The organism is Providencia sp., assembly GCF_040396775.1.
Lineage (GTDB): Bacteria > Pseudomonadota > Gammaproteobacteria > Enterobacterales > Enterobacteriaceae > Providencia.
Window position 1 is genome coordinate 1 of sequence record NZ_JBEBNT010000022.1, and the last position, 23,835, is coordinate 23,835.

19 protein-coding genes are annotated in these 23,835 nt (G+C 41.9%); 5 read left to right on the plus strand and 14 right to left on the minus strand.

Annotated features, from left to right (window positions below; translation table 11 throughout):
• Positions 1–93: 93 nt before the first annotated feature.
• Complete coding sequence (gene mak, locus ABWP91_RS17480) at positions 94–999, minus strand: fructokinase (protein WP_353244357.1); 906 nt, start codon at positions 997–999, stop codon at positions 94–96.
• A gap of 211 nt (positions 1,000–1,210) precedes the next feature.
• Here mak and rdgC point away from each other — a divergent pair, with 211 nt between their 5' ends.
• Entirely contained in the window at positions 1,211–2,116 is a 906-nt protein-coding gene (rdgC, locus tag ABWP91_RS17485; protein WP_353244311.1) for a recombination-associated protein RdgC, read from the plus strand.
• A gap of 240 nt (positions 2,117–2,356) precedes the next feature.
• Complete coding sequence (locus ABWP91_RS17490) at positions 2,357–2,866, plus strand: GNAT family N-acetyltransferase (RefSeq protein WP_353244312.1); 510 nt, start codon at positions 2,357–2,359, stop codon at positions 2,864–2,866.
• Between the two features lie 243 nt (positions 2,867–3,109).
• On the opposite strand, the gene yedF is transcribed toward ABWP91_RS17490, so the two are convergent.
• The 4 genes from yedF to exbB form a co-directional block, all read right to left on the minus strand.
• Positions 3,110–3,349, minus strand: coding sequence for a sulfurtransferase-like selenium metabolism protein YedF (yedF, locus tag ABWP91_RS17495; RefSeq protein WP_353244313.1), 240 nt, complete (start codon positions 3,347–3,349; stop codon positions 3,110–3,112).
• Complete coding sequence (gene yedE, locus ABWP91_RS17500; RefSeq protein ID WP_353244314.1) at positions 3,346–4,560, minus strand: selenium metabolism membrane protein YedE/FdhT; 1,215 nt, start codon at positions 4,558–4,560, stop codon at positions 3,346–3,348. The genes yedF and yedE overlap by 4 nt, the downstream gene beginning before the upstream one ends.
• 1,628 nt (positions 4,561–6,188) lie before the next feature.
• Positions 6,189–6,614 carry a TonB system transport protein ExbD gene (exbD, locus tag ABWP91_RS17505; protein WP_353244315.1) on the minus strand — a complete coding sequence of 142 codons (426 nt, stop codon included), beginning with the start codon at positions 6,612–6,614 and terminating at the stop codon, positions 6,189–6,191.
• 5 nt (positions 6,615–6,619) lie between these two features.
• Positions 6,620–7,546 carry a tonB-system energizer ExbB gene (gene exbB, locus ABWP91_RS17510; RefSeq protein WP_353244316.1) on the minus strand — a complete coding sequence of 309 codons (927 nt, stop codon included), beginning with the start codon at positions 7,544–7,546 and terminating at the stop codon, positions 6,620–6,622.
• A gap of 430 nt (positions 7,547–7,976) precedes the next feature.
• Here exbB and metC point away from each other — a divergent pair, with 430 nt between their 5' ends.
• Together metC and ABWP91_RS17520 are read left to right on the plus strand one after the other, a co-directional pair.
• On the plus strand, positions 7,977–9,161 hold the full coding sequence (gene metC / locus ABWP91_RS17515; RefSeq protein WP_353244317.1) for a cystathionine beta-lyase: 1,185 nt from the start codon (positions 7,977–7,979) through the stop codon (positions 9,159–9,161).
• Between the two features lie 148 nt (positions 9,162–9,309).
• On the plus strand, positions 9,310–9,984 hold the full coding sequence (locus ABWP91_RS17520) for a DedA family protein (RefSeq protein ID WP_353244318.1): 675 nt from the start codon (positions 9,310–9,312) through the stop codon (positions 9,982–9,984).
• Positions 9,985–10,016: 32 nt separating this feature from the next.
• On the opposite strand, the gene ABWP91_RS17525 is transcribed toward ABWP91_RS17520, so the two are convergent.
• The 9 genes from ABWP91_RS17525 to ribF all read right to left on the minus strand — a co-directional run bounded on the left by ABWP91_RS17525 (position 10,017) and on the right by ribF (position 22,933).
• Positions 10,017–11,042 (minus strand): MerR family transcriptional regulator, encoded by a 1,026-nt coding sequence (locus ABWP91_RS17525; RefSeq protein ID WP_353244319.1) that lies wholly within the window; start codon positions 11,040–11,042, stop codon positions 10,017–10,019.
• A gap of 167 nt (positions 11,043–11,209) precedes the next feature.
• Positions 11,210–14,431 carry a carbamoyl-phosphate synthase large subunit gene (gene carB / locus ABWP91_RS17530; RefSeq protein WP_353244320.1) on the minus strand — a complete coding sequence of 1,074 codons (3,222 nt, stop codon included), beginning with the start codon at positions 14,429–14,431 and terminating at the stop codon, positions 11,210–11,212.
• Positions 14,432–14,444: 13 nt separating this feature from the next.
• Positions 14,445–15,608: a glutamine-hydrolyzing carbamoyl-phosphate synthase small subunit gene (carA, locus tag ABWP91_RS17535; protein WP_353244321.1), complete on the minus strand. Its 1,164-nt coding sequence runs from the start codon at positions 15,606–15,608 to the stop codon at positions 14,445–14,447.
• A 444-nt stretch (positions 15,609–16,052) separates the two neighbouring features.
• Positions 16,053–16,874, minus strand: coding sequence for a 4-hydroxy-tetrahydrodipicolinate reductase (dapB, locus tag ABWP91_RS17540; RefSeq protein WP_353244322.1), 822 nt, complete (start codon positions 16,872–16,874; stop codon positions 16,053–16,055).
• 290 nt (positions 16,875–17,164) lie between these two features.
• Positions 17,165–18,118, minus strand: coding sequence for a 4-hydroxy-3-methylbut-2-enyl diphosphate reductase (gene ispH, locus ABWP91_RS17545; RefSeq protein ID WP_353244323.1), 954 nt, complete (start codon positions 18,116–18,118; stop codon positions 17,165–17,167).
• A complete protein-coding gene (gene fkpB / locus ABWP91_RS17550) occupies positions 18,099–18,569 on the minus strand; it encodes an FKBP-type peptidyl-prolyl cis-trans isomerase (RefSeq protein ID WP_353244324.1) in 471 nt (156 codons plus the stop codon). Before fkpB ends, ispH begins: the two co-directional genes overlap by 20 nt.
• Positions 18,570–18,652: 83 nt before the next feature.
• Positions 18,653–19,156 (minus strand): signal peptidase II, encoded by a 504-nt coding sequence (lspA, locus tag ABWP91_RS17555; protein WP_353244325.1) that lies wholly within the window; start codon positions 19,154–19,156, stop codon positions 18,653–18,655.
• Positions 19,156–21,966 (minus strand): isoleucine--tRNA ligase, encoded by a 2,811-nt coding sequence (gene ileS, locus ABWP91_RS17560; RefSeq protein ID WP_353244326.1) that lies wholly within the window; start codon positions 21,964–21,966, stop codon positions 19,156–19,158. Before ileS ends, lspA begins: the two co-directional genes overlap by 1 nt.
• A gap of 28 nt (positions 21,967–21,994) precedes the next feature.
• Positions 21,995–22,933 (minus strand): bifunctional riboflavin kinase/FAD synthetase, encoded by a 939-nt coding sequence (ribF, locus tag ABWP91_RS17565; protein WP_353244327.1) that lies wholly within the window; start codon positions 22,931–22,933, stop codon positions 21,995–21,997.
• 588 nt (positions 22,934–23,521) lie between these two features.
• Here ribF and rpsT point away from each other — a divergent pair.
• Entirely contained in the window at positions 23,522–23,782 is a 261-nt protein-coding gene (rpsT, locus tag ABWP91_RS17570) for a 30S ribosomal protein S20 (RefSeq protein WP_353244328.1), read from the plus strand.
• Positions 23,783–23,835: the final 53 nt, after the last annotated feature.

The following is a 23,835-nucleotide window of genomic DNA, read 5'->3' on the forward strand; positions in this document are numbered from 1 at the left end:
ACTAGGGTGGCTGAATGAAGCCAACGCAGCCACAGCTTGAAGTATGACGAAAAAATGAGTAGCCGAGTGCAGCCAACAACACCACAACGTAAATTAGGACGAAAATAGCCAAGCCGCACCGCGTACCCCGCTCGAATCGCCATGCACCGCTTTACGAATGGGTGTATCGCACTCACGCCCAAATACCCATTGGCGAATTCGTGCTGGCAGCTCTTCATACAAGCAATCCACATTGCTCATGCCGCCTCCTAACACGATGACATCTGGGTCGAGCATATTGATCGCTTGCCCTAATGCTTTGGCTAATCGGTTCAAATAATTATCCATCGCTATTTTGGCAAATCCATCTCCCTCTTGAGCCAATTTAACGATATCTGTGCCGACTTTTTTCTCGCCGGATAGCTTTGCATAATCAGCCATAAAGCCTGTTCCAGAAACAAATAGCTCTGTGCAACCTGTTAAGCCGCAATAACAGTGTTCATTTAATAGGAACCGCCTGTCGCTTTCATCTTGCCAGGGTAATGGGTTATGCCCCCATTCCCCTGCGACACCGTTTCCTCCAGAGTGCACTTGGCCATCGAGTGCAATACCTGCACCACAGCCCGTTCCAATTATCACCGCGAAGACAACTTTTTTGCCTGCTCCTGCGCCATCTACCGCTTCAGATACGGCTAAACAGTTGGCATCATTGGCAACTTTAACTTTTCGCCCTAATAATTTACTTAAATCGGTATCAAAAAACTGGCCGTTCAGCCATGTTGAGTTGGCATTTTTCACTTTTCCAGTCACCGGAGATAAGGTTCCTGGTATTCCAACCCCCACACTGCCCGTTTTCCCTGTTGCGGTTTCTGCTTCATTTACTAAACCGACAATCGCATTGAGTGTTCCAACATAATCACCTTTAGGTGTTGAAACACGCTGACGAAATAAAGTTTCACCATCGTCGTCTAATGCAATTACTTCAATTTTCGTGCCACCAAGGTCAATACCTATTCTCATTGCGCTGCTCTCTTTGATTTTATTGTTTATCTTCACCATCATGACCTGCCTAGGGCGCATTTTTCAAGTATCAGAGATAAAAACTGAGGGATTGCTTAACTTCCTTAATGGGCACCTTAGGCCAAATATATTTTTTTCGCTTAATAACCGACAATTCGTTATCATAGCCCCCTGCTCTAACTGGCTATTTATCAACAAAGGTAGGTTTTTCATGTGGTTCAAGAATATATTAGTCTATCGCCTGAATCGGGATTTGGCACTCTCCGCAGATGATCTGGAAAAACAACTTGCCGCACTTGCCTATCACCCTTGTGGCAGCCAAGACATGATGCAAACAGGTTGGGTCGCGCCGATGAACGGTGCCGATGCTTTAACGCATGCAGCTGGCAACCAAATTCTAATTTGCGCTAAAAAAGAAGAAAAAATGCTACCATCTCCTGTCATTAAGCAAGAAGTACAGGATAAAATTGAAAAGCTCGAAGCAGACCAAGGCCGCAAACTTAAAAAAACTGAAAAAGACGCCTTAAAAGATGAGGTTGTTCACACCTTGCTTCCTCGCGCATTCAGTAAATTCAGCAAAACCTATATTTGGATTGATACCGTCAATCAACTCATTATTGTGGATGCAGCAAGCGCGAAACGTGCTGAAGATAATTTAGCCTTATTACGCAAAAGCTTAGGCTCTCTACCTGTCGTTCCTCTCACCTTCAAAGACCCAATTGAACTCACACTCACCGAATGGATCCGTTTGGGTTCGCTTCCTCAAGGCTTTGCGGTGATGGATGAAGCTGAGCTTAAAGCTATCTTAGAAGAAGGCGGGATCATTCGTTGTAAGAAGCAAGATTTGATCTCTGATGAAATTGCGACCCATATCGAAGCAGGTAAACTCGTCACAAAGCTCGCTTTAGATTGGGAAGAACGTATCCAATTTATGCTATCTGATGATGGTTCGCTAAAAAGACTTAAATTCAGTGATACGTTAAAAGACCAAAATGACGACATTGGCAAAGAAGATTATGCACAAAAATTTGATGCAGATTATGTGCTAATGACAAGCGAACTGAGCGCCTTAATCGCTCGCTTGATTGATGTTCTGGGTGGTGAAGCAGAACACTAACACATCTTAAATTTCTCTCCTTATCTCACGATGGCAACTTACCAAAAAGTAAGTTGCCATTTCTTTTTAGACCCCGCCTGCATAGCCACAATTAAGTCATTGACTGGTTGTGAAATCTCTGGTTGATTAAATTACAACCCTGTAACAAATTTACGTTAGTTTGAAATTTGTTAAATAAAAATAATAAATAGCAGCCTCCATCATTGGAGTTATGGTCAATATTCTATCGAAGGAATAGTCATGAAAGAGCTTATCGAACCTGAAGTGGATGAAAATTCATTCGTTACCTTACAAAAAGTCACGGCTGATAACTTCTCTGAAATCTGCTTACTTAGCCATACATTGAGCGAAGCGCAACGTAATATGGTCGCTGACAACGCTTACTCTATGGTAGAGGCGCAATTTTCAGACTGTGCGTGGTACAGAGGGATTTATGCGGATGATACCCCTGTTGGGTTTATCATGCTGCATTCTGGGTTAGATGATGACGAGCTCGAATATGATGGCATTATGCTGTGGCGCTTCATGATAGCAGAGCCTTATCAAAAATTAGGCTTTGGCCGCGAAGCATTAATCCAAGTAATACGTTATCTGAAGAAGAAAGGTTACCCGCGCCTCTACAATAGCTGCGGCGAGGGGGAAGAAAGCCCCTTTGAGTTTTATAAAAAGCTGGGGTTTATTCCAACTGGTGGGTATATCGATGATGAATGTGAGCTAGTTTTAGATATTGCGAGCTGGCAAGACGAATAGCCTAAAAACCCCTAGCTCTATATTTAAGTCATCGCTAGGGGTTTCTAGTGCAGTCAACAACGCTGCGGAAAAAATTTATCTTACCAATCAATGATATGAACTATTATATCGCCAAGATACCCTAAATAATTTGCGTTGCAGCTAGGCGACAATCGAACAGGCTCTAGGAGCATACTAAGGTATGTGACTAGAGCCTGTGAGTGCGGTCAACAACGCTGCGGCGCAAAGTATGACGGGTATCCGTTATTTTTGGATAAGATAACGTATCGTCGGCCCATCTTGCTGGATATCCAAAACTGTATAGCCATAGTTTTTCGCATCTAACGGAATATTATTAATTGATTGAGGGCAATCACTTACCACTTCTAATATTTCGCCGCTTTTTAGAGATGGCATCGCTTCTAATGTCGCTACCGCTGGATATGGGCAAGGTTCTCCAACCATATCTAAACGGTAATCAGGAATAATATCTTTTTTACTCATATTGCCTCCACTGATGCTTGTGTTGATTTTTGTGTACGTTTACGGAAAAAGTGTTTTTCCCAAACTAACATCAGCACAAACGCCACTGCCAATAATGCGTATGTCACCAGTAAGCCACCTTGTGGCCCAAAAGTTTCGAGTAAATTCACTTTGTCAAAATCGGTTGCTAACCAAGGGCCTAAATCATCCCAATAATAAGCTAGGATAGTTGCGCCAATAATGTTACCAAAACCAACCCACCAATAGTGAACCTGGCCTTCCACCGCACGGTACATCCAGCCTGTTTCACAGCCACCCGCTAAGACAATACCAAAACCAAAGAGCAAGCCGCCAATTACTGCATTTGGGCCTGCCCATAAAATTTTCGGTGTCGCGCCTAACTGGACATAACTAAAGATACCAATCGCACTAACTGCCATCCCAATAATTATTGCTTTAGCCATGTGAGTTCGACCCGTGATCCATAAATCACGAAAAGCAGATGTAAAGCAAATTTGAGCGCGTTCAATCAATAAACCGAAGCCAATCCCGCAGAGGATAGCAAAGCCCATCACTGGAGAGTCAAGCAAGGTATAAAAACCCCACGCCAATGCGAGGGTAAAAATAACCATCCCTAGATTAAAGCGTCGTTTCGCCACATCATGATTTTGTGTTAACGGAGATGCAGCACTGACTTTTTTCAGCTTTACAGGGATCCTAAACATCGGCATCAATGTAAACTTTGCACCAAAGTAGGAGCCAGCAGCGGTCGCGACAGCAAAATACCATGCGTGCAGAGAAAATTGAGGGATCCCAGTAAAAAATGCCGCCAAATTACATCCCATTGCTAAACGCGCACCAAACCCAGCAATAATACCGCCAAGAATAGCTTGGAAAATGCGAATGCGGTGTTGGGGCATGCGTAATTTAATGTTATTTGCCCAAAGTGCAGCAGCAAAGCAACCTGCAAACATACCGATAATCATGACACCATCGATACGATCCAGTGGTGTACCTTCGAAGCCTATTACTTTGAAATAGCCCCAAGTTTCTGGATGAGCGCCAAAGAGCTGCATAACATGCCCGCCCCAGCGAGTGAATTCGCCCGTAACAGCCCAAAACGTGCCCGTTAACCCGAAATAGTAGGTTGATAAAATACCTGCGGCAATTACGGCGGGTAAAGGTTTCCAAAAACCGATGAGATAGTGAGATTTAAAATCAGACCAAGTCATTGTTACATCCAATTGATTCACGCCAGATCCTGGCAGAGAAGTTCGCCGTTGTATAATTATCTTTATAATCTGTTATATCGATGCCCCACAGCGAAGTGAAAATATCATACGCGGATATTTTTTTTCGTGAAGTTTTTTTGTCGCAAAAAAAGGAAAAGATTGATTTTTCACATTAAAAAGCTTGTTAGAGTGAATTTACAACTATTTTTTTTGGCTTAAGCCATAAGTACATGAAAAATAGGTCTTCATTAGGCAGTAAAATACTAAATAAAAAAAAGCGTTACCTTAACGGTAACGCTGGAAATGTAGTCTTATTTTATCTATAGAGGAGTATAATATGAAATTGCCGTTTCCGGCTTCGCTTGCTATGCGTAGTCTGTAGTCAGCCCATTTGACTCCAGTAATAACATTCATGTTGACTTAAAAATACAATGTTCTACCTGAGTAACTAAATTAAGTAATTATATCTATCTTTAATATAAAGCCTAAACATCTTGCTAATCTAAATTAACTATTAAAATTAACATGACTTTATTATTTCCCTAGCATCAGTAAAATTTTAAAAATAAATAACTCAGTATAATAAAGTATTTAAAAGTGTTTCCAAATGTTATTGAGTGCATTATAACCTAAGGTTTAGGTTGCGCAAGTGTTTTTTCGTTTAACTTAAAAAGCACGAAAAAAATAAAAAATTAATTAAACATCAATTAATTACAAGCACAAGGCAAAATAAAACACCTATTGTTAAGATATTACAAACTGTTTACATTTATACGTATTTATTTCTCATCCAGTATTTAATTTATATTTAAATTAAATATATTTATATGGTTCAAAATTTTCAGTTATGATGAAAATATATTTACTTCGCAGAAAAAAAGCTCATCTCATAAAATTTTTTTACATAACTTTTATTTTTTCGTTAATGGAGAATAATACTTTTTTTATTTAAGACTCTATACTCACTTTATAAAAATTAAATTTTTCCATAAAAAACAACTATTTTATCGGTATTTTTGTTCCCTAAATTATCCATATAATTTCTACGGTGATGCAATTGTATTGCCGAAATGGTGATAATTCATAAACCCCTTTTAATATAATGGTTTATTTTTGGTTATGTTTTTCCGATTCAATTACATTAATAATAGTTAAATACACCCTATTTAGAGCTATATTAAGCTACATTTTCAATGAAAAATCACATTAAAAAAAAGAAGCTCAGCTAATACTTAGGCTAAAAAAGAGGTCTTAAAATACTCTTCTATTCAATTCTTTCATTTGAATTTAGGGGTAAAATATCGAATATACATCAATTATTTTAATGTTAATTTAGATTTTTCACTTTATCCCAACAAAAAACACTCTCAAATGGAGTATTTTGCATAAAATTAAGACTTCTTCCACCGAAAAAACACCAATGGAATGCGTAAAAATAGGATAAAAACCTTTAAACAATGAATTAATAATACAAATAAATATGATGTGGTGCAGAGTAAACTGCATAGGATAGGAAAATCAGACAACTACAGCACTAATTTTTGATGAATTTAGATTTTATTAATAAAAAACGCGTTTTACCCTTAAAGATAAAACGCGTTAATAACGACTGATATTGTTAACACTGGCTACTTAGACGTCGTTGCTTCCATTCCGACTAAGCCAATTTTCAAATACCCCGACTGGCGTAATGCATTCATCACATCCATCATAGTTTCATAATCAACGCTTTTATCCGCTTGGAAGAAAATTGTTGTTTCTTTATTTGAACTTGTCGCTTGGTCAAGTGTTGCAGAAAGCTGTTCTTTCGATACCGCTTGATCACCAATAAAAAGTTGGCTATCGGCTTTAACCGTCAAGAACACAGGTTTTTCTGGTCGTGGCTGTGGCTTCGCGGTTGAAGCAGGTAAGTCGACTTTAATATCAACAGTAGCCAATGGTGCTGCGACCATAAAGATAATCAATAAAACCAACATCACATCGATAAACGGTGTCACGTTAATTTCATGCATTTCACCGCTATCATCTTGTTCGTCACCTAAACGCATTGCCATAATGATTACCTTGCTTTGCTATTTGCCAGATCAAGATCACGCCCTAATAATAATGCAGACTGTGCAGCTACATCCCCTACCTGACCACGGTAGTTATTAATCATTCTGGCGAAAATGTTATAAATTACAACCGCAGGGATCGCAGCGATAAGGCCAATTGCCGTTGCAAGAAGTGCTTCTGCAATACCCGGAGCGACGACGGCTAAGTTAGTCGTCTGTGAATGTGCAATCCCGATAAAACTATTCATGATACCCCATACGGTCCCAAACAAACCGACAAAGGGAGAAATCGCACCGATAGTCGCTAAGTAACCATTACCACGGCCCATATATCGGCTGATTGCAGCGACGGCTCTTTCAAGCCGGAATGACGTACGCTCTTTTGTTCCAGACAAATCGGTGCTATTTGCAGATAACACTCTTTCTGTTACCGCTTCATTAAGCAGCATCCGTGTAATACTGTTTCCTTTGAAACCTTCCGCAATTTTCACTGCTTCATCGAGGGATTTTACGTCTGCAATCGCATTAGTTTCGTCTTTTAAACGACGACGTGCGACTAAAATTTCGAGGCCTTTAGAGAAGAAGAGTGCCCATGTAATGACGGATGCAATTACCAAGCCTATCATTACTGTCTTCACGACGTTATCCGCATTTTGGTACATCCCCCAAACGGATAAGTCCTGATCAAAACCACCTGTTGGAATCTCTGTTGCAATTTCGATATTTTCATTCACAACGGCAGTATTTACTGCAGGCTCAGAAGATACGGGAGCAACTTCAGCATTAGATGTTGTACTTGGCGCCGCAGGATTTGCAGCAGGTGTCGATGGTGTATTTTGAGACGCAGCTGGTGTTGTTGCGGGTGTGGTTTCAGCGACTGCCGTACCCATCAAGCCGAACGCCAATAGAATAGAAGCTGTTAGTTTACGCATCAGTTGGCCTTTACTCTCTTTTTAGTGTTGTATAAAAAAATTCATATCGATGATTGTGCCATTCATCGACTAACCTTTAAAAGCGAAATTTAACTCGCGCTGTTCGTCTCTTTTCAAAAGACGGTGCTGATGATATCAAAGACAGCGCGAATTGATAGTAATTATCATTAGTATTCACAAATTTTTTCGTTTTTTTTGTTCTCAGACAATGAAGTCCACGTCTATTACACGGGTATTTCTTCTTTATTCTTATTAATACAATGAAGACATTTAATCGATTAATGCAATCTATCCTTCTTCTATATCAGTGGAGATTAATTGAGCCTTGTAATACTGAAGAAAACTCAAGTTACATTTCCCTGCGAATGCTTTAACTTCATAGTATCCACGCCTTTGGGTAGGCTACATTTAAAATGATAAAGGAAAGCGCATGGCAAACACGAAACCAGAAACCCAATTAGTGCACATTGGTCGAAACCCTAAATTTACACAAAAAGGCGTGAACCCTGTGATTCAACGGGCATCTTCTATTATCTTCGATACGCTTGAAGAAAAACGTCATGCAACACGACACCGAGCTAATGGTGTACTGTTTTACGGTCGCCGAGGTACGCAAACTCATTTTGCTTTTCAAGAAGCCATGGCTGAATTAGAAGGTGGTGCAGGTTCTGTGCTTTACCCATCAGGTGCTGCCGCCATCACCAACGCAATTTTATCGTTTATTTCAGCGGGTGAGCACATTTTAGTCACAGGCTCAGCTTATGACCCAACCCAGAATTTTTGCGACCATATTTTAACTAAGCTAAATGTTGAAACCACCTATTTTGACCCATTAATTGGTGAAAGCATCGCAGACTTAATTCAGCCGAATACACGCATTGTATTTTTAGAATCCCCTGGCTCAATCACTATGGAAGTCCATGATTTACCCGCGATCGTTAAAGCGATTCGTAATAAATCACCTGAAATTATAATTATGATTGATAATACGTGGGCTGCAGGCGTGTTACTCAAACCTTTATTATTCGATGTGGATATTTCCATACAATCCGCCACAAAATACATCAATGGGCATTCTGATGGTATGTTAGGCGTCGCGGTGGCAAATGAGCGCTGCATCGAAACCTTACGCGAAAATTCTTATCTCCTTGGGCAAACCGCAGATCCTGATACCGTTTATATGGCCAATCGAGGATTACATACCTTAGCAACTCGATTAAAACAGCACCAAGAAAACAGTATACAAGTGGCAAACTGGCTGCAATCTCACCCTGAAGTGGAACAGGTTTTTCATCCGGCCCTGCCAACCTCACCTGGCCATGAGTTTTTTCTTCGGGACTTTTCAGGGTGTAATGGCTTATTTTCTTTCCAACTTAAGTCACGCCTATCCACTGAACAGTTCGCTGCTTTTATCGAAAATTTAGCTCATTTTAAAATGGGGTATTCATGGGGTGGATTTGAATCGCTAATTTTAGGTTACCAAAAAGAAGATTTACTCAGTATGAGACAATATGATTTTAATCCAAATGAAGGCACATTTTTCCGTGTTCATATTGGCCTTGAACACCCACAAGATTTAATTGATGACCTACAATTGGCTTTTGAACGCATTTAAAATGAAAAATGAAATTGCAGGAAACACTAAAATATTTTCTGCAATTCATTGACGGATGAGTGAATACCCCAAACAAATCAAACCCAATCTTATTTTTTCCTGTAATATAAACAAAGAAATTCGCATTTAGATAAATACAGGAATGATTATGGAAGTCCTACGCGAAATCGTATTGGCACTTTGGGATCACGATTTCCTAAAACTCTCCAACCCCGAAGTACTTTGGGTCATTTATACCGTACTTTTTGTTGTTATCGTTTTGGAAAATGGGGTTCTTCCCGCTGCTTTTCTGCCTGGAGATACCTTGTTGATCCTTTCTGGCGCACTAATCGCCAAAGGTGTTTTGCACTTTATTCCCACCATTTTATTGCTTGCCACAGCCGCGAGTCTGGGTTGCTGGTTAGGGTTTATGCAAGGTAGGTGGCTCAGTGAAACCAAAATGGTCAAGCGTTGGCTGGCCCAAATTCCTGATGAATATCATACAAAAGCAAATAATATGTTTAATAAGCAAGGTTTATACGCTCTGCTTATTGGCCGTTTTTTAGCGTTTGTTCGTACCCTGTTACCTTTATTGGCAGGCCTATCAGAATTAAGCCATCGTCGCTTTCAGTTTTTCAACTGGTTAAGCGGGCTTTTGTGGGTGGGTATTATTGTTTCTCTAGGCTATGCCTTGAACCAGATTCCTTTTGTGAAAGAGCATGAGCAAGTTGTCATTAGCGCGTTAATGATCATTCCTGTTATCTTATTAATCAGTGGGTTGATTGGTTCCATTGTGATGTATTGGAAACACCGCAAGGCATTAAGTGGTAATAAAGAGAACTAATATTTATGGCCGCAATATTGCGGCCATAAGCATCATTTTCCCATCAAAATACTCACCGCTGAAAACAAGTATTGCCCTATTTCCGCCGTCATCCAAGTTCCTTGGGATATTTTAGGCTCTTCCCGATAAATCGTACGGATCCTTTCCTGAAGTTCTGGATCACCACCCGTGAATTGATTAAACATATCTAACCATACACGAGCCAATGATTGCACTTCAGGTGAATCAGGGGATTTATGTGTTTTTAATGCGTTATTTAGCCCCGCAATAAGTTCAGGCCAAACTTGCCCCGCAGCAAAATAATGTTGGCGCACAAATGCAAACTGTTCTTCTGTTAAATGAGGCCTGAATAGCGCTAATTGATACTCACTAAACCCCTGCGCAACAAATTGGATCATAGGTTCAGTAATACCTGATGAATTGGCTAATGCATTATCAGTTAAATGAATTTTATTCAGCCTTGCAAAGAAATCAGGGTTGCCTCCCGTGTCTCTTTCCAATGCTGTCATCCATTCATGGCTGAGCTGTTGTGCTTCAAGCGATTGAGGCATCGCACCTTGTTGCATCAATGCGCTCACTGCTGCTACCCGCTGTTGCCATTCTTGGTTTTTCAACGTATGAGCCGTATATAGTGGTAATTGTTCTAGCTCTTGCGGTGTAAAATATTTATCAAACATCGTCATCATCTCCAATACAGAGAACCAATCAGTCTGAGTTAAGGGATCGCCCACTTGCATTTGCTTTTGAAGTTGCTCCAACCGAAAACGCAATGTTGCTATTTGCTGCATTTGTTCGGTTAATAAAGCAATCCGTTCTTGCAGAAGGCTTGCCATATCCCCACTCTGACCATCCAGTATTTCACCGATGTTTTTCAGTTTGACTCCAACTTGGCGCAATAATTGAATCTGAGTTAAACGTTCAATACTCTGCATATTATAGAGCCTGTAACCTGCATCGGTTCTTGCAGTTGGAAGCAATAAGCCAATTTCTTCATAATGATGAAGCGTTCGGATGGTTAATCCCGTTTTTTCCGCAATTTCACCCACTTGAAATAGCATAGATCCTCCTGTAAGTACGGCTGAGGTTACGACCTCACGTAACGTAAGAGTCAATGACCATTTTGCATTTTTTTAATTTTTTACACCACAGCCTTTCAAACAATGTGTGGCAAAAAAAAAGCCCCAGTCGGCAGATTACCGCTGGGGCTCAATTCAATACACGTTAACTACTTAATCAACGCGTGCATCTCTTGGACTGAAATCACTTTTTCAGTTGGGTCTGCACTCAGTGACATTGTGGTTGCAAAACCACCGTTTAACGTCGTGTCATAGTGAACTTTATACTGTAATGCACTGCGACGGATAAGCTTCGAGTCTTCTATCGCCTGGCGCCCTGCGGTTGTATTCACGATGTAGTCGTATTCACCATTTTTAATTCTATCCTGAATATGAGGACGACCTTCATGCACCTTGTTCACTAAGCGCGGGTTAATCCCTGCCTCACCAAGGACAATCGCAGTACCATGTGTGGCGTCTAACTCAAAACCGTGTTTTAACAATTTCGCTGCTAAATCCACAACGCGGGTTTTGTCACCCTCACGCACTGATAACAACGCACGACCCGATTTTTTCATGGTTGAGCTGCTGCCTAACATCGCCTTAGCAAATGCTTCAGCAAACGTACGGCCAACGCCCATGACTTCACCTGTTGAACGCATTTCAGGGCCAAGAATTGGGTCAACACCTTGGAACTTGTTAAATGGCAGAACCACTTCTTTGACTGAATAGTAAGGTGGGATGACTTCTTTCGTCACACCTTGTTGAGTCAATGTTTGACCAACCATGACACGGGCAGCGACTTTCGCCAAAGGCACACCTGTTGCTTTTGACACAAACGGTACAGTTCGTGCTGCACGTGGGTTTACTTCAATCAAATACACTTCGTTATTTTTAACCGCAAATTGCACGTTCATTAAGCCGCGCACACGTAGTTCGAATGCTAAGCTGCGAACTTGTTCACGCATGACATCCTGAATTTCTTGGCTAAGTGTATAAGCTGGCAGTGAACATGCAGAGTCACCGGAGTGAACACCGGCTTGCTCGATATGCTCCATGATCCCGCCAATCAGCACCATCTCGCCATCACAAATTGCGTCGACATCCACCTCAACGGCGTCATCTAAGAAGCGGTCAAGCAGTACGGGTGCATCATTGGAAACACTGACTGCGGTTTGGAAATAACGGCGCAGGTCGATTTCATCATTCACGATTTCCATCGCGCGACCGCCAAGAACGTAAGATGGGCGAACAACCAGTGGGTAACCAATACTTGCTGCTTTTTCAACGGCTTGTTCAATCGCTGTCACGGTCGCATTTTGTGGCTGCTTCAGATTCAAACGATTAACCGCCTGCTGGAAACGCTCACGGTCTTCCGCACGGTCAATCGCATCCGGGCTAGTTCCAATCACAGGAACACCTGCCGCTTCAAGAGCTCGCGCCAATTTCAGTGGCGTTTGGCCGCCATATTGCACAATCACGCCTTTTGGCTGCTCAATGCGCACAATTTCGAGTACATCTTCAAGAGTAACCGGTTCGAAGTAGAGACGGTCAGATGTGTCGTAATCAGTTGAAACGGTTTCTGGGTTACAGTTAACCATGATGGTTTCATAGCCATCTTCACGTAATGCAAGTGAAGCGTGCACACAGCAGTAGTCAAACTCAATCCCTTGACCGATACGGTTCGGACCACCACCCAATACCATCACTTTTGGCTTATCTTGGTTTGGATTTGATTCACACTCATCTTCATACGTGGAGTACATATAAGCTGTGTCTGTTGCAAACTCAGCGGCGCAGGTATCAACACGCTTATAAACAGGATGTAAGTCATAGCCTTGACGTAATTTACGTAATTCGGCCTCTGATACACCGACTAAGCTCGCTAAACGTGCATCCGCAAACCCTTTACGTTTTAATGTGCGTAAGAAATCTTTGGTTAAGCCATTGATACCTAACTCTGCAACTTTTTCCTCTAAGCGAACCAACTCCTCAATTTGCACTAAGAACCAGCGGTCAATATTGGTTAGGTTAAAGACACCATCAACGGATAAACCAGCACGGAATGCATCTGCAACAAACCAAATTCGCTCTGCGCCCGCATCTTTTAATTCACGGCGAATACGAGTGAGTGATTCTGGGTCATCTTGTTCAACTTTTGGATCAAAGCCTGTTGCACCAACTTCTAAGCCACGTAACGCTTTTTGCATTGATTCTTGGAAAGTACGACCAATCGCCATCACCTCACCCACCGATTTCATCTGCGTGGTTAAACGGTCGTTGGTACCTGCAAATTTCTCAAAGTTGAAGCGTGGAATTTTAGTCACAACATAGTCGATGGAAGGCTCAAACGACGCAGGTGTACGTCCACCAGTGATGTCATTCATCAGTTCATCGAGGGTATAACCGACTGCGAGTTTCGCCGCAATCTTCGCGATAGGGAAGCCTGTTGCTTTAGAAGCCAGTGCTGACGAACGGGAAACCCGCGGGTTCATTTCGATAACAATTAAGCGCCCGTCTTTTGGGTTAACCGAAAACTGAACGTTTGAACCGCCTGTCTCAACACCAATTTCACGCAACACCGCCATCGAGGCATCGCGCATAATTTGGTATTCTTTATCGGTCAGTGTTTGCGCTGGTGCGACAGTAATGGAGTCCCCCGTGTGGATCCCCATGGCGTCAAAGTTTTCAATTGAGCAAACAATAATGCAGTTGTCATTTTTATCGCGGACAACTTCCATTTCGTACTCTTTCCAACCAATCAATGACTCATCGATTAATAGTTCATTGGTTGGTGATAAATCTAAGCCGCGCGTACAAATTTCTTCAAACTCTTCGCGGTTATATGCAATACCGCCCCCCGTTCCACCCATGGTAAATGACGGACGAATGATACATGGGAAACCCACGTCGTCTGCAACGGCGTAGGCTTCTTCCATGTTATGGGCAATACCTGAGCGCGCAGTACCTAAACCAATCTTTTTCATTGCTTTATCAAAGCGTTGACGGTCTTCTGCTTTATCAATGGCATCTGCTGTTGCACCAATCATGGTAACGCCAAACTCAGCAAGAACCCCTTTACGTTCCAGTTCAAGTGCACAGTTTAGTGCTGTTTGCCCCCCCATTGTCGGTAAAACCGCATCAGGGCGTTCTTTTTCGATAATTTTACGTACCACTTCCCAGTGAATCGGCTCGATATAGGTTGCGTCGGCCATTTCTGGGTCAGTCATGATAGTTGCAGGGTTAGAGTTAACTAAAATAACGCGATAGCCTTCTTCACGTAAGGCTTTGCAGGCTTGAGCACCTGAGTAATCGAATTCACATGCCTGACCGATAACAATTGGGCCCGCACCTAAAATCAGAATGCTTTTAATGTCTGTACGCTTTGCCATGATTTGCTCCCGATTATTGTGCGTTTTGACTTGGTGTGTTTTGACGATACTCGTTAATCAAATCAATGAAGTGATCGAATAAAATTGCTGCATCATGTGGACCAGAACTTGCCTCTGGGTGCCCTTGGAAACTAAATGCAGGTTTATCCGTGCGATGAATACCTTGTAAGGTTCCATCAAACAGAGATTTATGTGTCACACGCAATGTATCGGGTAATGTTGACTCATCAACCGCAAAACCGTGGTTTTGTGCCGTGATCATGACGACATCGTTGTCTAAATCTTTAACTGGATGATTTGCTCCGTGGTGACCGAATTTCATTTTCAGCGTGTTTGCACCACTTGCTAAAGCCAATAACTGGTGCCCTAAGCAGATACCAAAGACAGGAATATTTGTCGTTAGGAAGGTTTTAATCGCATTGATTGCATAATCACACGGGGCTGGGTCCCCAGGGCCATTAGACAGGAAAATACCATCTGGATTCATCGCTAACACCTTTTCTGCCGGTGTTGTCGCAGGGACAACTGTTAGACGGCAACCACGATCAACTAACATGCGCAGAATATTGCGTTTTGCACCGAAATCATATGCGACCACATGAAGTGGCAGCTCTTCCAGTAATTTTGCACCTTGTTGGCCATCTTCTAACGTCCATGAGCCTTGAGTCCAGCTATAAGCTTCTTTGGTACACACTTCTTTTGCCAAATCTAACCCATTAAGGCCGGAGAAATGGCGGGCCTTTTCTAGTGCAAGTGCCACATCAGGGCTATCCCCCGCAATAATGCACCCGTTTTGTGCCCCTTTTTCTCTCAACAAGCGAGTCAATTTACGTGTATCGATATCTGCGATTGCCACAACGTTGTGACGTTTCAGATACTCAGATAGCCCTTCTTGCCCGCGAAAGTTACTGTAAACCAATGGTAAGTCACGAATGATTAGACCTTGAGCATGAACATTTGGGGATTCTTCGTCATCAGCATTAGTGCCGACATTACCAATATGGGGATAGGTGAGAGTAACAATTTGGCGGGAATAGGAAGGGTCTGTAATTATTTCTTGATATCCGGTCATTGACGTGTTGAAAACGACTTCTCCAACTGCGGCCCCTTCAGCACCGATGGCACGCCCGTGGAATTGGGTTCCGTCTTCCAGAACCAATATAGCTGACTTAATCAAAACACCCTCCGGAGAATAATAAATCACGTTTTTTGCATATTAATTCAGATTTTGCGATCTAAATCAATGCCAAAATGAGTTTTTAAGCAAATTTTTGGCAAATTGCGCGCATTCTAATGATGAGATAGGGTCTTGTCTAGAAAAAAATGCATTTTTTACACTTTTATCTTACTTTTATAGCCAGCCTCTCTAGTTTATCCAGTGTGATCACTAAAAATGATAGACAATATGAATAAGTAAACGGTTGCTAAGCAAGATAACTGCATAATTTATAATAACGCAGCTTGAATTGAGATTAAAGGGAAATTAACACAAGAAAAAGTCAGTTAAACCGATGAAATTAACCACAAATAATGATTTAAAATAAAATAATATACAAAATCGTTATAAATCAACAAATAATAAATATATCGTTGATTTATAACGATAATTTAAAAGTTAAAACTAAATATCATCAAGGCAAAGCACATCTTTCATGTCATATAACCCAGATTTTTTAGCAAAAACCCAGGAAGATGCTTTAATTGCACCATTTGCGAATGTCATGCGACTCGATGCCTTATGTGTGATCTCCACGCGTTCACCGATATCAGCGAACATCGCAGTGTGTTCACCAACAATATCTCCAGCACGGATTGTTGCAAAACCGATAGTGCCTGCTTCACGTTCACCAGTGTAACCTTCACGAGCATAGACTGCGCAGTCTTTTAGATCTTTCCCTAACGCGCCAGCAATAGATTCCCCCATTGCTAATGCCGTACCCGATGGTGCATCAACTTTATGACGATGGTGAGCTTCCACGATTTCAATATCCGTATAGGTTCCCATCACTTTAGCTGCTTTTTCGAGTAATTTAAGCACCAAGTTAACACCAACACTAAAGTTGGCAGCGAAAACAATTGGGATGACTTTTGCTGCATCAGCAATGGCTTGTTTGCCTTGTTCGTCAAAGCCTGTTGTCCCAATAACCATGCCTTTTTGGTTTGCTTTACAAAATGCCAAATAATGCAGTGTGCCTTCAGGGCGAGTGAAATCGATAACAACATCAAAATCATCAACGACTTTATCAAGGGAGTCCGTAATATAAACGCCTAACTTGCCAACCCCTGCGAGCTCGCCTGCATCTGCGCCAATCAGTGAAGAACCTTCTCGCTCAATAGCAGCACCTAATTGAATGCCATCTTGTTGTTGTGCAGCTTGAATTAACTGCCGCCCCATACGGCCACCTGAGCCGACAATAGCAACACGTACCACTGAATTTGCCATGGTTTATCCTTTTTCATTATTGATGCAACTAACTAAATTTAAACTGTTATCCCAAGCGAATATCAATATTTTCGCCAGCAACATATTTCATTATTGTGTTACAGATTAACCACCATGGTGAGATTCTGCCAGTATTAATCGACAGTTATTAACAAAAACGTAGAGCACGGACTAATTATCAGAAAAAGTGTTGATGATAAGAAAAATAGGGAAGGAAGATCGGAAATAGGAACAGGATAGAGCCACTTTGATGATGTAAAATGGCCCTTTGAACAGTATATGGCTATGTATTAGTTAATTTCTTTAACTTCTACACGCAATTCTTTTGGCACTTCAAAAACAATGTTTTCTTCACGGCCTTGTAGCTCAACAACGGAGTCTGCACCAAGTTCTTTTAATCTATCAATAACTTGACGAACTAAAATATCAGGTGCTGATGCCCCTGCGGTTAGACCAATAATGTTTTTATCAGTTAACCACTCGGTTTTAATATCCTCTGCGCCATCAATCAAAAATGCAGGCTTTTGCATTCTTGATGCGAGTTCAGCGAGACGATTCGAGTTTGATGAATTTTTCGAACCAACCACTAGCACGATATCTGCACGCTCAGCCAGTTCTCTCGCGGCTTCTTGGCGATTGGTTGTTGCGTAGCAAATATCGTCTTTACGTGGCCCAACAATACTTGGAAAACGCGCAGTCAATGCATCAATGACATCTGAAGTATCATCAACAGAAAGTGTGGTTTGTGTCATAAACGATAAATTGTTTTCGTCTTTGACTGTTAATTTCCAAACATCTTCAGGGCTTTCAACAAGGTACATGCCACCTTCAGGGTTGCTATATTGCCCCATCGTCCCTTCAACTTCTGGATGCCCCGCATGGCCAATCAAAATCGCTTCTTTGCCTTTACGGCTTGCACGAGCAACTTCCATATGTACTTTAGTGACTAACGGACATGTTGCATCAAATAACATGGTTAAATCGCGAGAACGTGCTTCTTGGCGAATCGCTTGTGACACACCATGAGCCGAGAAAATTAAGATAGAGCCATCTGGGACTTCAGAGATCTCTTCAATAAAAATAGCACCACGCTGGCGCAAATCATCAACAACATAACGGTTATGAACCACTTCATGACGAACATAGATAGGGGCGCCGTAAAGTTCTAATGCCCTTTCTACAATGCTAATTGCGCGGTCAACACCAGCACAAAAACCACGAGGGTTAGCCATTAATATTTGCATTGTGATTCTCCAATTGCGGGTCTACTTCAAGCACTTCAATTTCAAAGCTAATTTGTTGTTCAGCCAGTGGGTGATTAAAATCAACAGTGATAGACTCACCTTCGATTGATTTTACTACACCCGGCATTTCGCTACCATTCATTGCGGTAAATAACATGATAGTCCCAATTTCAGGGATACCAGTATCCATAAAATCTCGCAATGAAAAATACTGAACTAAATCAGGGTTATGTTTACCAAAAACAGCATCACCTGGCAGTGAAAAGTTTTTCTTTTCACCTTCATTAAGCCCAATTAGCTCAAACTCAAGTTCAGGTGATAATGAGTCATTCCCTAACACAAATAACGCTGGCTTTCCTTGTGCGTGTGAAGAATCTGCTGTAGAGCCATCTTCCAGTTTTAATGTGAAATGCAGTAAAACTGCGCTCTGAGCCTGTATTTGAGTAGACATAAACCAAACCTATTTTGTCATAAAATTCAGCCCAGAAAATCTGGGCTGTGTGTTATTACATTGTAACCTATTGTGCTACCAATTTATTTTGCTTTTTCCTGCTGTGGCTTTTCAGGTAAAAAACCTTCCAAAATAACTAAAGCAGCACCAATACAAATTGCCATATCAGCTAGGTTGAATGTTGGCCAATGCCAATTACCGACATAAACATCAAGGTAATCAACAACAAACCCATGAACCAGTCTATCACTAAGGTTACCAATTGCCCCGCCAATAATTAATGCATAAGCAATATTGGATAAGCGCTTTTGTGCACTTTGGCGGTACATCATCACCATTAAAATAATGGAAATACCCACCGCTATACCCGCAAAGAACCAACGCTGCCAGCCACCTTCATCAGCTAAGAAGCTAAATGCCGCACCAAAATTTTGGGCGTACATAATGTTGAAAAATGGCATTACAGCATGTGGTTCGTACAGATTTAGGTCTTTTAGCACTAACTGCTTTATTCCTAAATCTGCCACGATAATCACGATGGTTAACCATAACCAACGCAAGCCAGTAGAACAGATAGGCGTCTTCATTAAGCAAACTTACGCAATTCGCCGTCACCGGCTACGTTAGTCACACAGCGACCACAAATTTCTGGTTGCTCGCTTGATGAACCGATATCGCTCGCATAATGCCAACAACGTGGGCATTTTTCGCCTTCCGCTTTGCTGAAGCCTATTTTAAGGCCTTTTAGCTCGCTCTCTTTCGCATCAGCAGGCGCCATTGCAATATCCGCGACAATCGCTTGAGAAGTCAATAGGACGAAACGCAGTTCATCACCTAAACTTTGCAGTTTGTTAGCCAAGTCTTTATCTGCATATAACGTCACCGCAGCTTCTAATGAGCCACCAATGTGTTTATCTGTACGCGCTTGCTCTAACACTTTATTCACTTCACCGCGTACCGCCAGCAGTTCAGACCAGAAACTGTTATTCATTTCATTTGACTCATCTAAGCCAAATAAGCCGTTATACCACTCTTCGGTTAGAACGAATTGAGCACGTTTACCTGGTAGCTCATTCCAGATTTCATCTGAAGTGAAGGAAAGAACAGGGGCAACCCAACGCACTAACGCTTCAACGATGTGGTACAAAGCCGTTTGGCAGCTACGGCGGGCTAAGCTGTCGCCTTTCGCTGTGTACTGACGGTCTTTAATGATGTCCAGATAGAATGAACCCATTTCGATAGAACAGAAATGCATTAAACGCTGAATAACGGACAAGAAGTCATATTCATCATACGCTTTAGTGATTTCTTGTTGTGCTTCAAGCGCACGGCTTACTGCCCAGCGGTCTAACACCACCATATCTTCTGGTTTCACCATGTCCGTTTCTGGATTGAAACCGTTAAGGTTCGCCAACAAGAAACGAGCGGTATTACGAATACGACGATATGAATCCGCTGCACGTTTTAAGATTTCATCAGAAACAGCGATTTCGCCTGTGTAATCCGTTGAAGCAACCCATAAGCGCAGGATATCCGCACCCAGTTTGTTCATCACGTCTTGTGGGCTCACCGTGTTGCCTAATGATTTAGACATTTTACGGCCTTGACCATCAACAGTGAAACCGTGCGTTAATACTTGACGATATGGTGCTTTTCCTTTCATTGCCGTTGATAACATCAATGAGGACATAAACCAGCCGCGGTGTTGGTCAGAGCCTTCCAAGTACATGTCCGCTGAATTGCCATGGAATTCAGGACGTGCATCGACCACAGCAAAGTGCGTAGACCCTGAGTCAAACCAAACATCTAGCGTATCTGGTACTTTACGGTAAGTTTCGGCTTCATCACCCAGTAATTCAGCAGGGTCGAGATCCCACCACGCTTGAATACCATCAACTTCAACACGTTTAGCGACTTCTTCCATTAATTCTAACGTACGCGGGTGCAGCTCTTCGGTATCTTTATGAACAAACAAAGACATCGGAGTACCCCAAGTACGCTGGCGAGAGATACACCAATCAGGGCGGTTTTCAACCATTGACTCAATACGTGCACGTCCCCAACCTGGGATCCACTGAACAATATCAATTTCTTTCAAAGATTGTTCACGTAAGCCATTTTTGTCCATGCCAATAAACCATTGTGGTGTCGCACGGAAAATAACTGGGGTTTTATGACGCCAGCAGCATGGGTAGCTATGGGTAATCGCTTTCTTATACAGCAACGCACCTTTTTCATTTAACAGCTCAACAATCAAATCGTTAGCTTTAAAAATGAACACGCCATCCAATGTTGGATAGGTATTTGGTAAGAAACAACCATCCGGCCCAACTGGGTTCGCTGTTTCTAAGCCGTATTTCTGGCCGACTACATAGTCTTCAGGACCATGGCCTGGCGCAGTATGCACCGCACCTGTACCCGCATCTAATGTAACGTGGTCACCTAAGATTGCAGGAACATCAAAGCCCATAAATGGATGTTCGAAGCGTAATAAGTCAAGTGCAGAACCTTCACATTCGCCTAAAACTTCCCAAGCGTCGATACCGACAGTTTTCATCACATCTTCAACAAGGTCAGCCGCTAAAATGACTAATTCGCCATTTGCTTGTACCAAGTTGTATTTGAATTCAGGATTCAATGAAATTGCGCGGTTAGCAGGTAATGTCCACGGTGTTGTTGTCCAGATAACCAGTGATGGTGTTTTATCACTCGTGACACCGAATTTTTCACACACAGCTTTGCTATCTACCGCAGGGAAGCGAACGTAGATAGATGGTGAAGTTTTGTCGTAATACTCAACTTCGGCTTCTGCCAGTGAAGAACCACATGCGGTACACCAATGAACAGGCTTAGCACCTTTCACTAAGTGGCCGTTTGCAATAGTTTTTGCTAACGCTCTGATGATATGGGCTTCAGTTTTGAAGTCCATGGTTAAGTAAGGTTTATCCCACTCACCTAATACACCAAGACGCATGAAATCAGCTTTTTGGCCTTCAATTTGCTCTTTAGCATATTGACGGCATTGTGCACGAAATTCAGCGGCGGAAACTTTTTCGCCTGGTTTACCCACGATTTGTTCAACTTTGTGTTCAATCGGTAAACCATGACAATCCCAACCAGGAATATACGGGGAATCATAGCCCGCTAACCCTTTGGATTTAATAATAATATCTTTGAGAATTTTGTTAACTGAGTGACCAATATGAATACTGCCGTTAGCATACGGAGGACCATCGTGCAGAATAAACGTTTTCTTGCCCGATTTTGCTTTACGGATTGCCTGATACAAACCTTCTTTGTACCAGCGCTCTAACATCTGTGGTTCGCGTTTAGCGAGATCGCCACGCATTGGGAACCCTGTTTCTGGTAGATTCAGGGTATTTTTATAGTCACTCATCGATTCTCAGTTCCAATTTTCCGCTAAATTATCTGATTCCTATTGCAGTGAGGTATTCTCTTGCTGCAATTACATCATTAGCAATTTGCTCCTTAAGCGCTTCCAACGAAGCAAACCGCTGCTCATCACGCAATTTCTTACGCAACACTACATCGATATGACGCCCATATAAATCCATAGTGGCATCAATCAGATGAACTTCTAACTGCGTTCCTTTTCCAGATACAGTCGGTCGTGTGCCAATATTCGCCACACCCGGTAAAGGTTTATCACCTAAACCGTAAACTTCTACAGCATACACACCTGTCACTGGTGTGACTAAACGTTTTAATGGTAGGTTTGCTGTCGGAAAACCTATTGTTCTGCCGAGCTGGTTACCATGAACCACCCGCCCACTAATACGATAAGCATGTCCTAACAAGCTTTCCGCTAATTCTAAGTCGTTAACCTGAATTGCCTTACGAATGGCTGTACTACTGATGCGAAGGCCTGAATCACAAAAGCTTTCTGTATCAGCAACTTCAAAACCAAACTTTTCACCAGCTTGCTGCAAAAATGCAAAATCCCCCAGACGATTTTTCCCAAAGCGGAAGTCATCACCGATGGCGAGATATTTCACCCCTAATTTGTCAACCAGTAAATCAGAGACAAACTCAGCGGGGGTTAAAGAGGCAAAGTGCTGGTTAAATTCAACACAGAGAAGATAATCAATACCACTGTCTGCGAGGTATTTCACTTTATCTCTTAAGCGTGTCAAACGCGCAGGCGCTTTGTCACCAATAAAAAATTCAAGAGGTTGTGGCTCAAAAATCATCACAACTGTGGGCAAGCCAAGTTCCTTACCCTTGAGTTTCAAATTTTGTAGCAACACCTGATGCCCACGATGGACACCGTCAAAATTACCAATAGTCAGCACGCAACCATGATGGCACGCCCGGATATTCTGTATACCGCGAATTAGCTCCATAACAGGCTCAATACCGAGGAAATTGCAGGATTATACCTTGTACGACGCCTAAGGTTAACCTTAGTTCGCAAAAGGTTACATTAAACCCTATTTTTTGATTTCAACATGACCTAATTAGCCCTCTATTTTACGTGAATAGCAAGCTACAATGCTACCCAATATGAGTGATTAGGCATAATTCTCAAAAAAGTTGGGATAACCAATGGATTATCAATACAACAAATTCGTTCCGAGGTCTCTAAAAATATTCAATTTTTATCGTTTTCTCATCAATGCCTATAGCTAAACATATTTTACGATTAATAAGCAATCAATTCACGAGCAAATATCATACTACCCTCTGATTGATGGGCTAAATTTTTTTTCTATTGTAATTGTTTTTAATTTTCTGGCATCAATTACGCATTTTTTCACGCTAAGATCTGTATTCTTCTCATATTTGCTGATAGAATCTTGCACCATTCACAGCGCATGAACATCGAAGTACACGATGTTTATTTGCACAAATCCATTGACAAATGCAGGGCGAAAGGGCATATTCCTCGACCTTTGAATTGTCCTCAATAGAATACATTTGGGAGTTGGACCTTGGCTAATATCAAATCAGCTAAGAAACGTGCCGTTCAGTCAGAGAAACGTCGCCAGCACAACGCTAGCCGTCGCTCTATGGTACGTACTTTTATCAAGAAAGTTTACCTTGCTATCGCTACTGGCGATAAAGAAGCTGCTCAGAAAGCATTCAATGACATGCAACCTATTGTTGATCGTCACGCCGCTAAAGGCCTGATCCACAAAAATAAAGCAGCACGTCATAAAGCTAACTTAGTTGCTCAAATTAAAGCAATGTAATTTTGCTTCTTGATTAGCTAAAAAAACCGGCCTAGGCCGGTTTTTTTGTTTGT

Bases quoted from the DNA above. Each gene is read 5' to 3' on its own strand.
- mak (WP_353244357.1), bottom strand. From the start codon at position 999: ATGAGAATAGGTATTGACCTTGGTGGCACGAAAATTGAAGTAATTGCA.
- rdgC (WP_353244311.1), top strand. From the start codon at position 1,211: ATGTGGTTCAAGAATATATTAGTCTATCGCCTGAATCGGGATTTGGCA.
- ABWP91_RS17490 (WP_353244312.1), top strand. From the start codon at position 2,357: ATGAAAGAGCTTATCGAACCTGAAGTGGATGAAAATTCATTCGTTACC.
- yedF (WP_353244313.1), bottom strand. From the start codon at position 3,349: ATGAGTAAAAAAGATATTATTCCTGATTACCGTTTAGATATGGTTGGA.
- yedE (WP_353244314.1), bottom strand. From the start codon at position 4,560: ATGACTTGGTCTGATTTTAAATCTCACTATCTCATCGGTTTTTGGAAA.
- exbD (WP_353244315.1), bottom strand. From the start codon at position 6,614: ATGGCAATGCGTTTAGGTGACGAACAAGATGATAGCGGTGAAATGCAT.
- exbB (WP_353244316.1), bottom strand. From the start codon at position 7,546: ATGCGTAAACTAACAGCTTCTATTCTATTGGCGTTCGGCTTGATGGGT.
- metC (WP_353244317.1), top strand. From the start codon at position 7,977: ATGGCAAACACGAAACCAGAAACCCAATTAGTGCACATTGGTCGAAAC.
- ABWP91_RS17520 (WP_353244318.1), top strand. From the start codon at position 9,310: ATGGAAGTCCTACGCGAAATCGTATTGGCACTTTGGGATCACGATTTC.
- ABWP91_RS17525 (WP_353244319.1), bottom strand. From the start codon at position 11,042: ATGCTATTTCAAGTGGGTGAAATTGCGGAAAAAACGGGATTAACCATC.
- carB (WP_353244320.1), bottom strand. From the start codon at position 14,431: ATGGCAAAGCGTACAGACATTAAAAGCATTCTGATTTTAGGTGCGGGC.
- dapB (WP_353244322.1), bottom strand. From the start codon at position 16,874: ATGGCAAATTCAGTGGTACGTGTTGCTATTGTCGGCTCAGGTGGCCGT.
- ispH (WP_353244323.1), bottom strand. From the start codon at position 18,118: ATGCAAATATTAATGGCTAACCCTCGTGGTTTTTGTGCTGGTGTTGAC.
- fkpB (WP_353244324.1), bottom strand. From the start codon at position 18,569: ATGTCTACTCAAATACAGGCTCAGAGCGCAGTTTTACTGCATTTCACA.
- lspA (WP_353244325.1), bottom strand. From the start codon at position 19,156: ATGAAGACGCCTATCTGTTCTACTGGCTTGCGTTGGTTATGGTTAACC.
- ileS (WP_353244326.1), bottom strand. From the start codon at position 21,966: ATGAGTGACTATAAAAATACCCTGAATCTACCAGAAACAGGGTTCCCA.
- ribF (WP_353244327.1), bottom strand. From the start codon at position 22,933: ATGGAGCTAATTCGCGGTATACAGAATATCCGGGCGTGCCATCATGGT.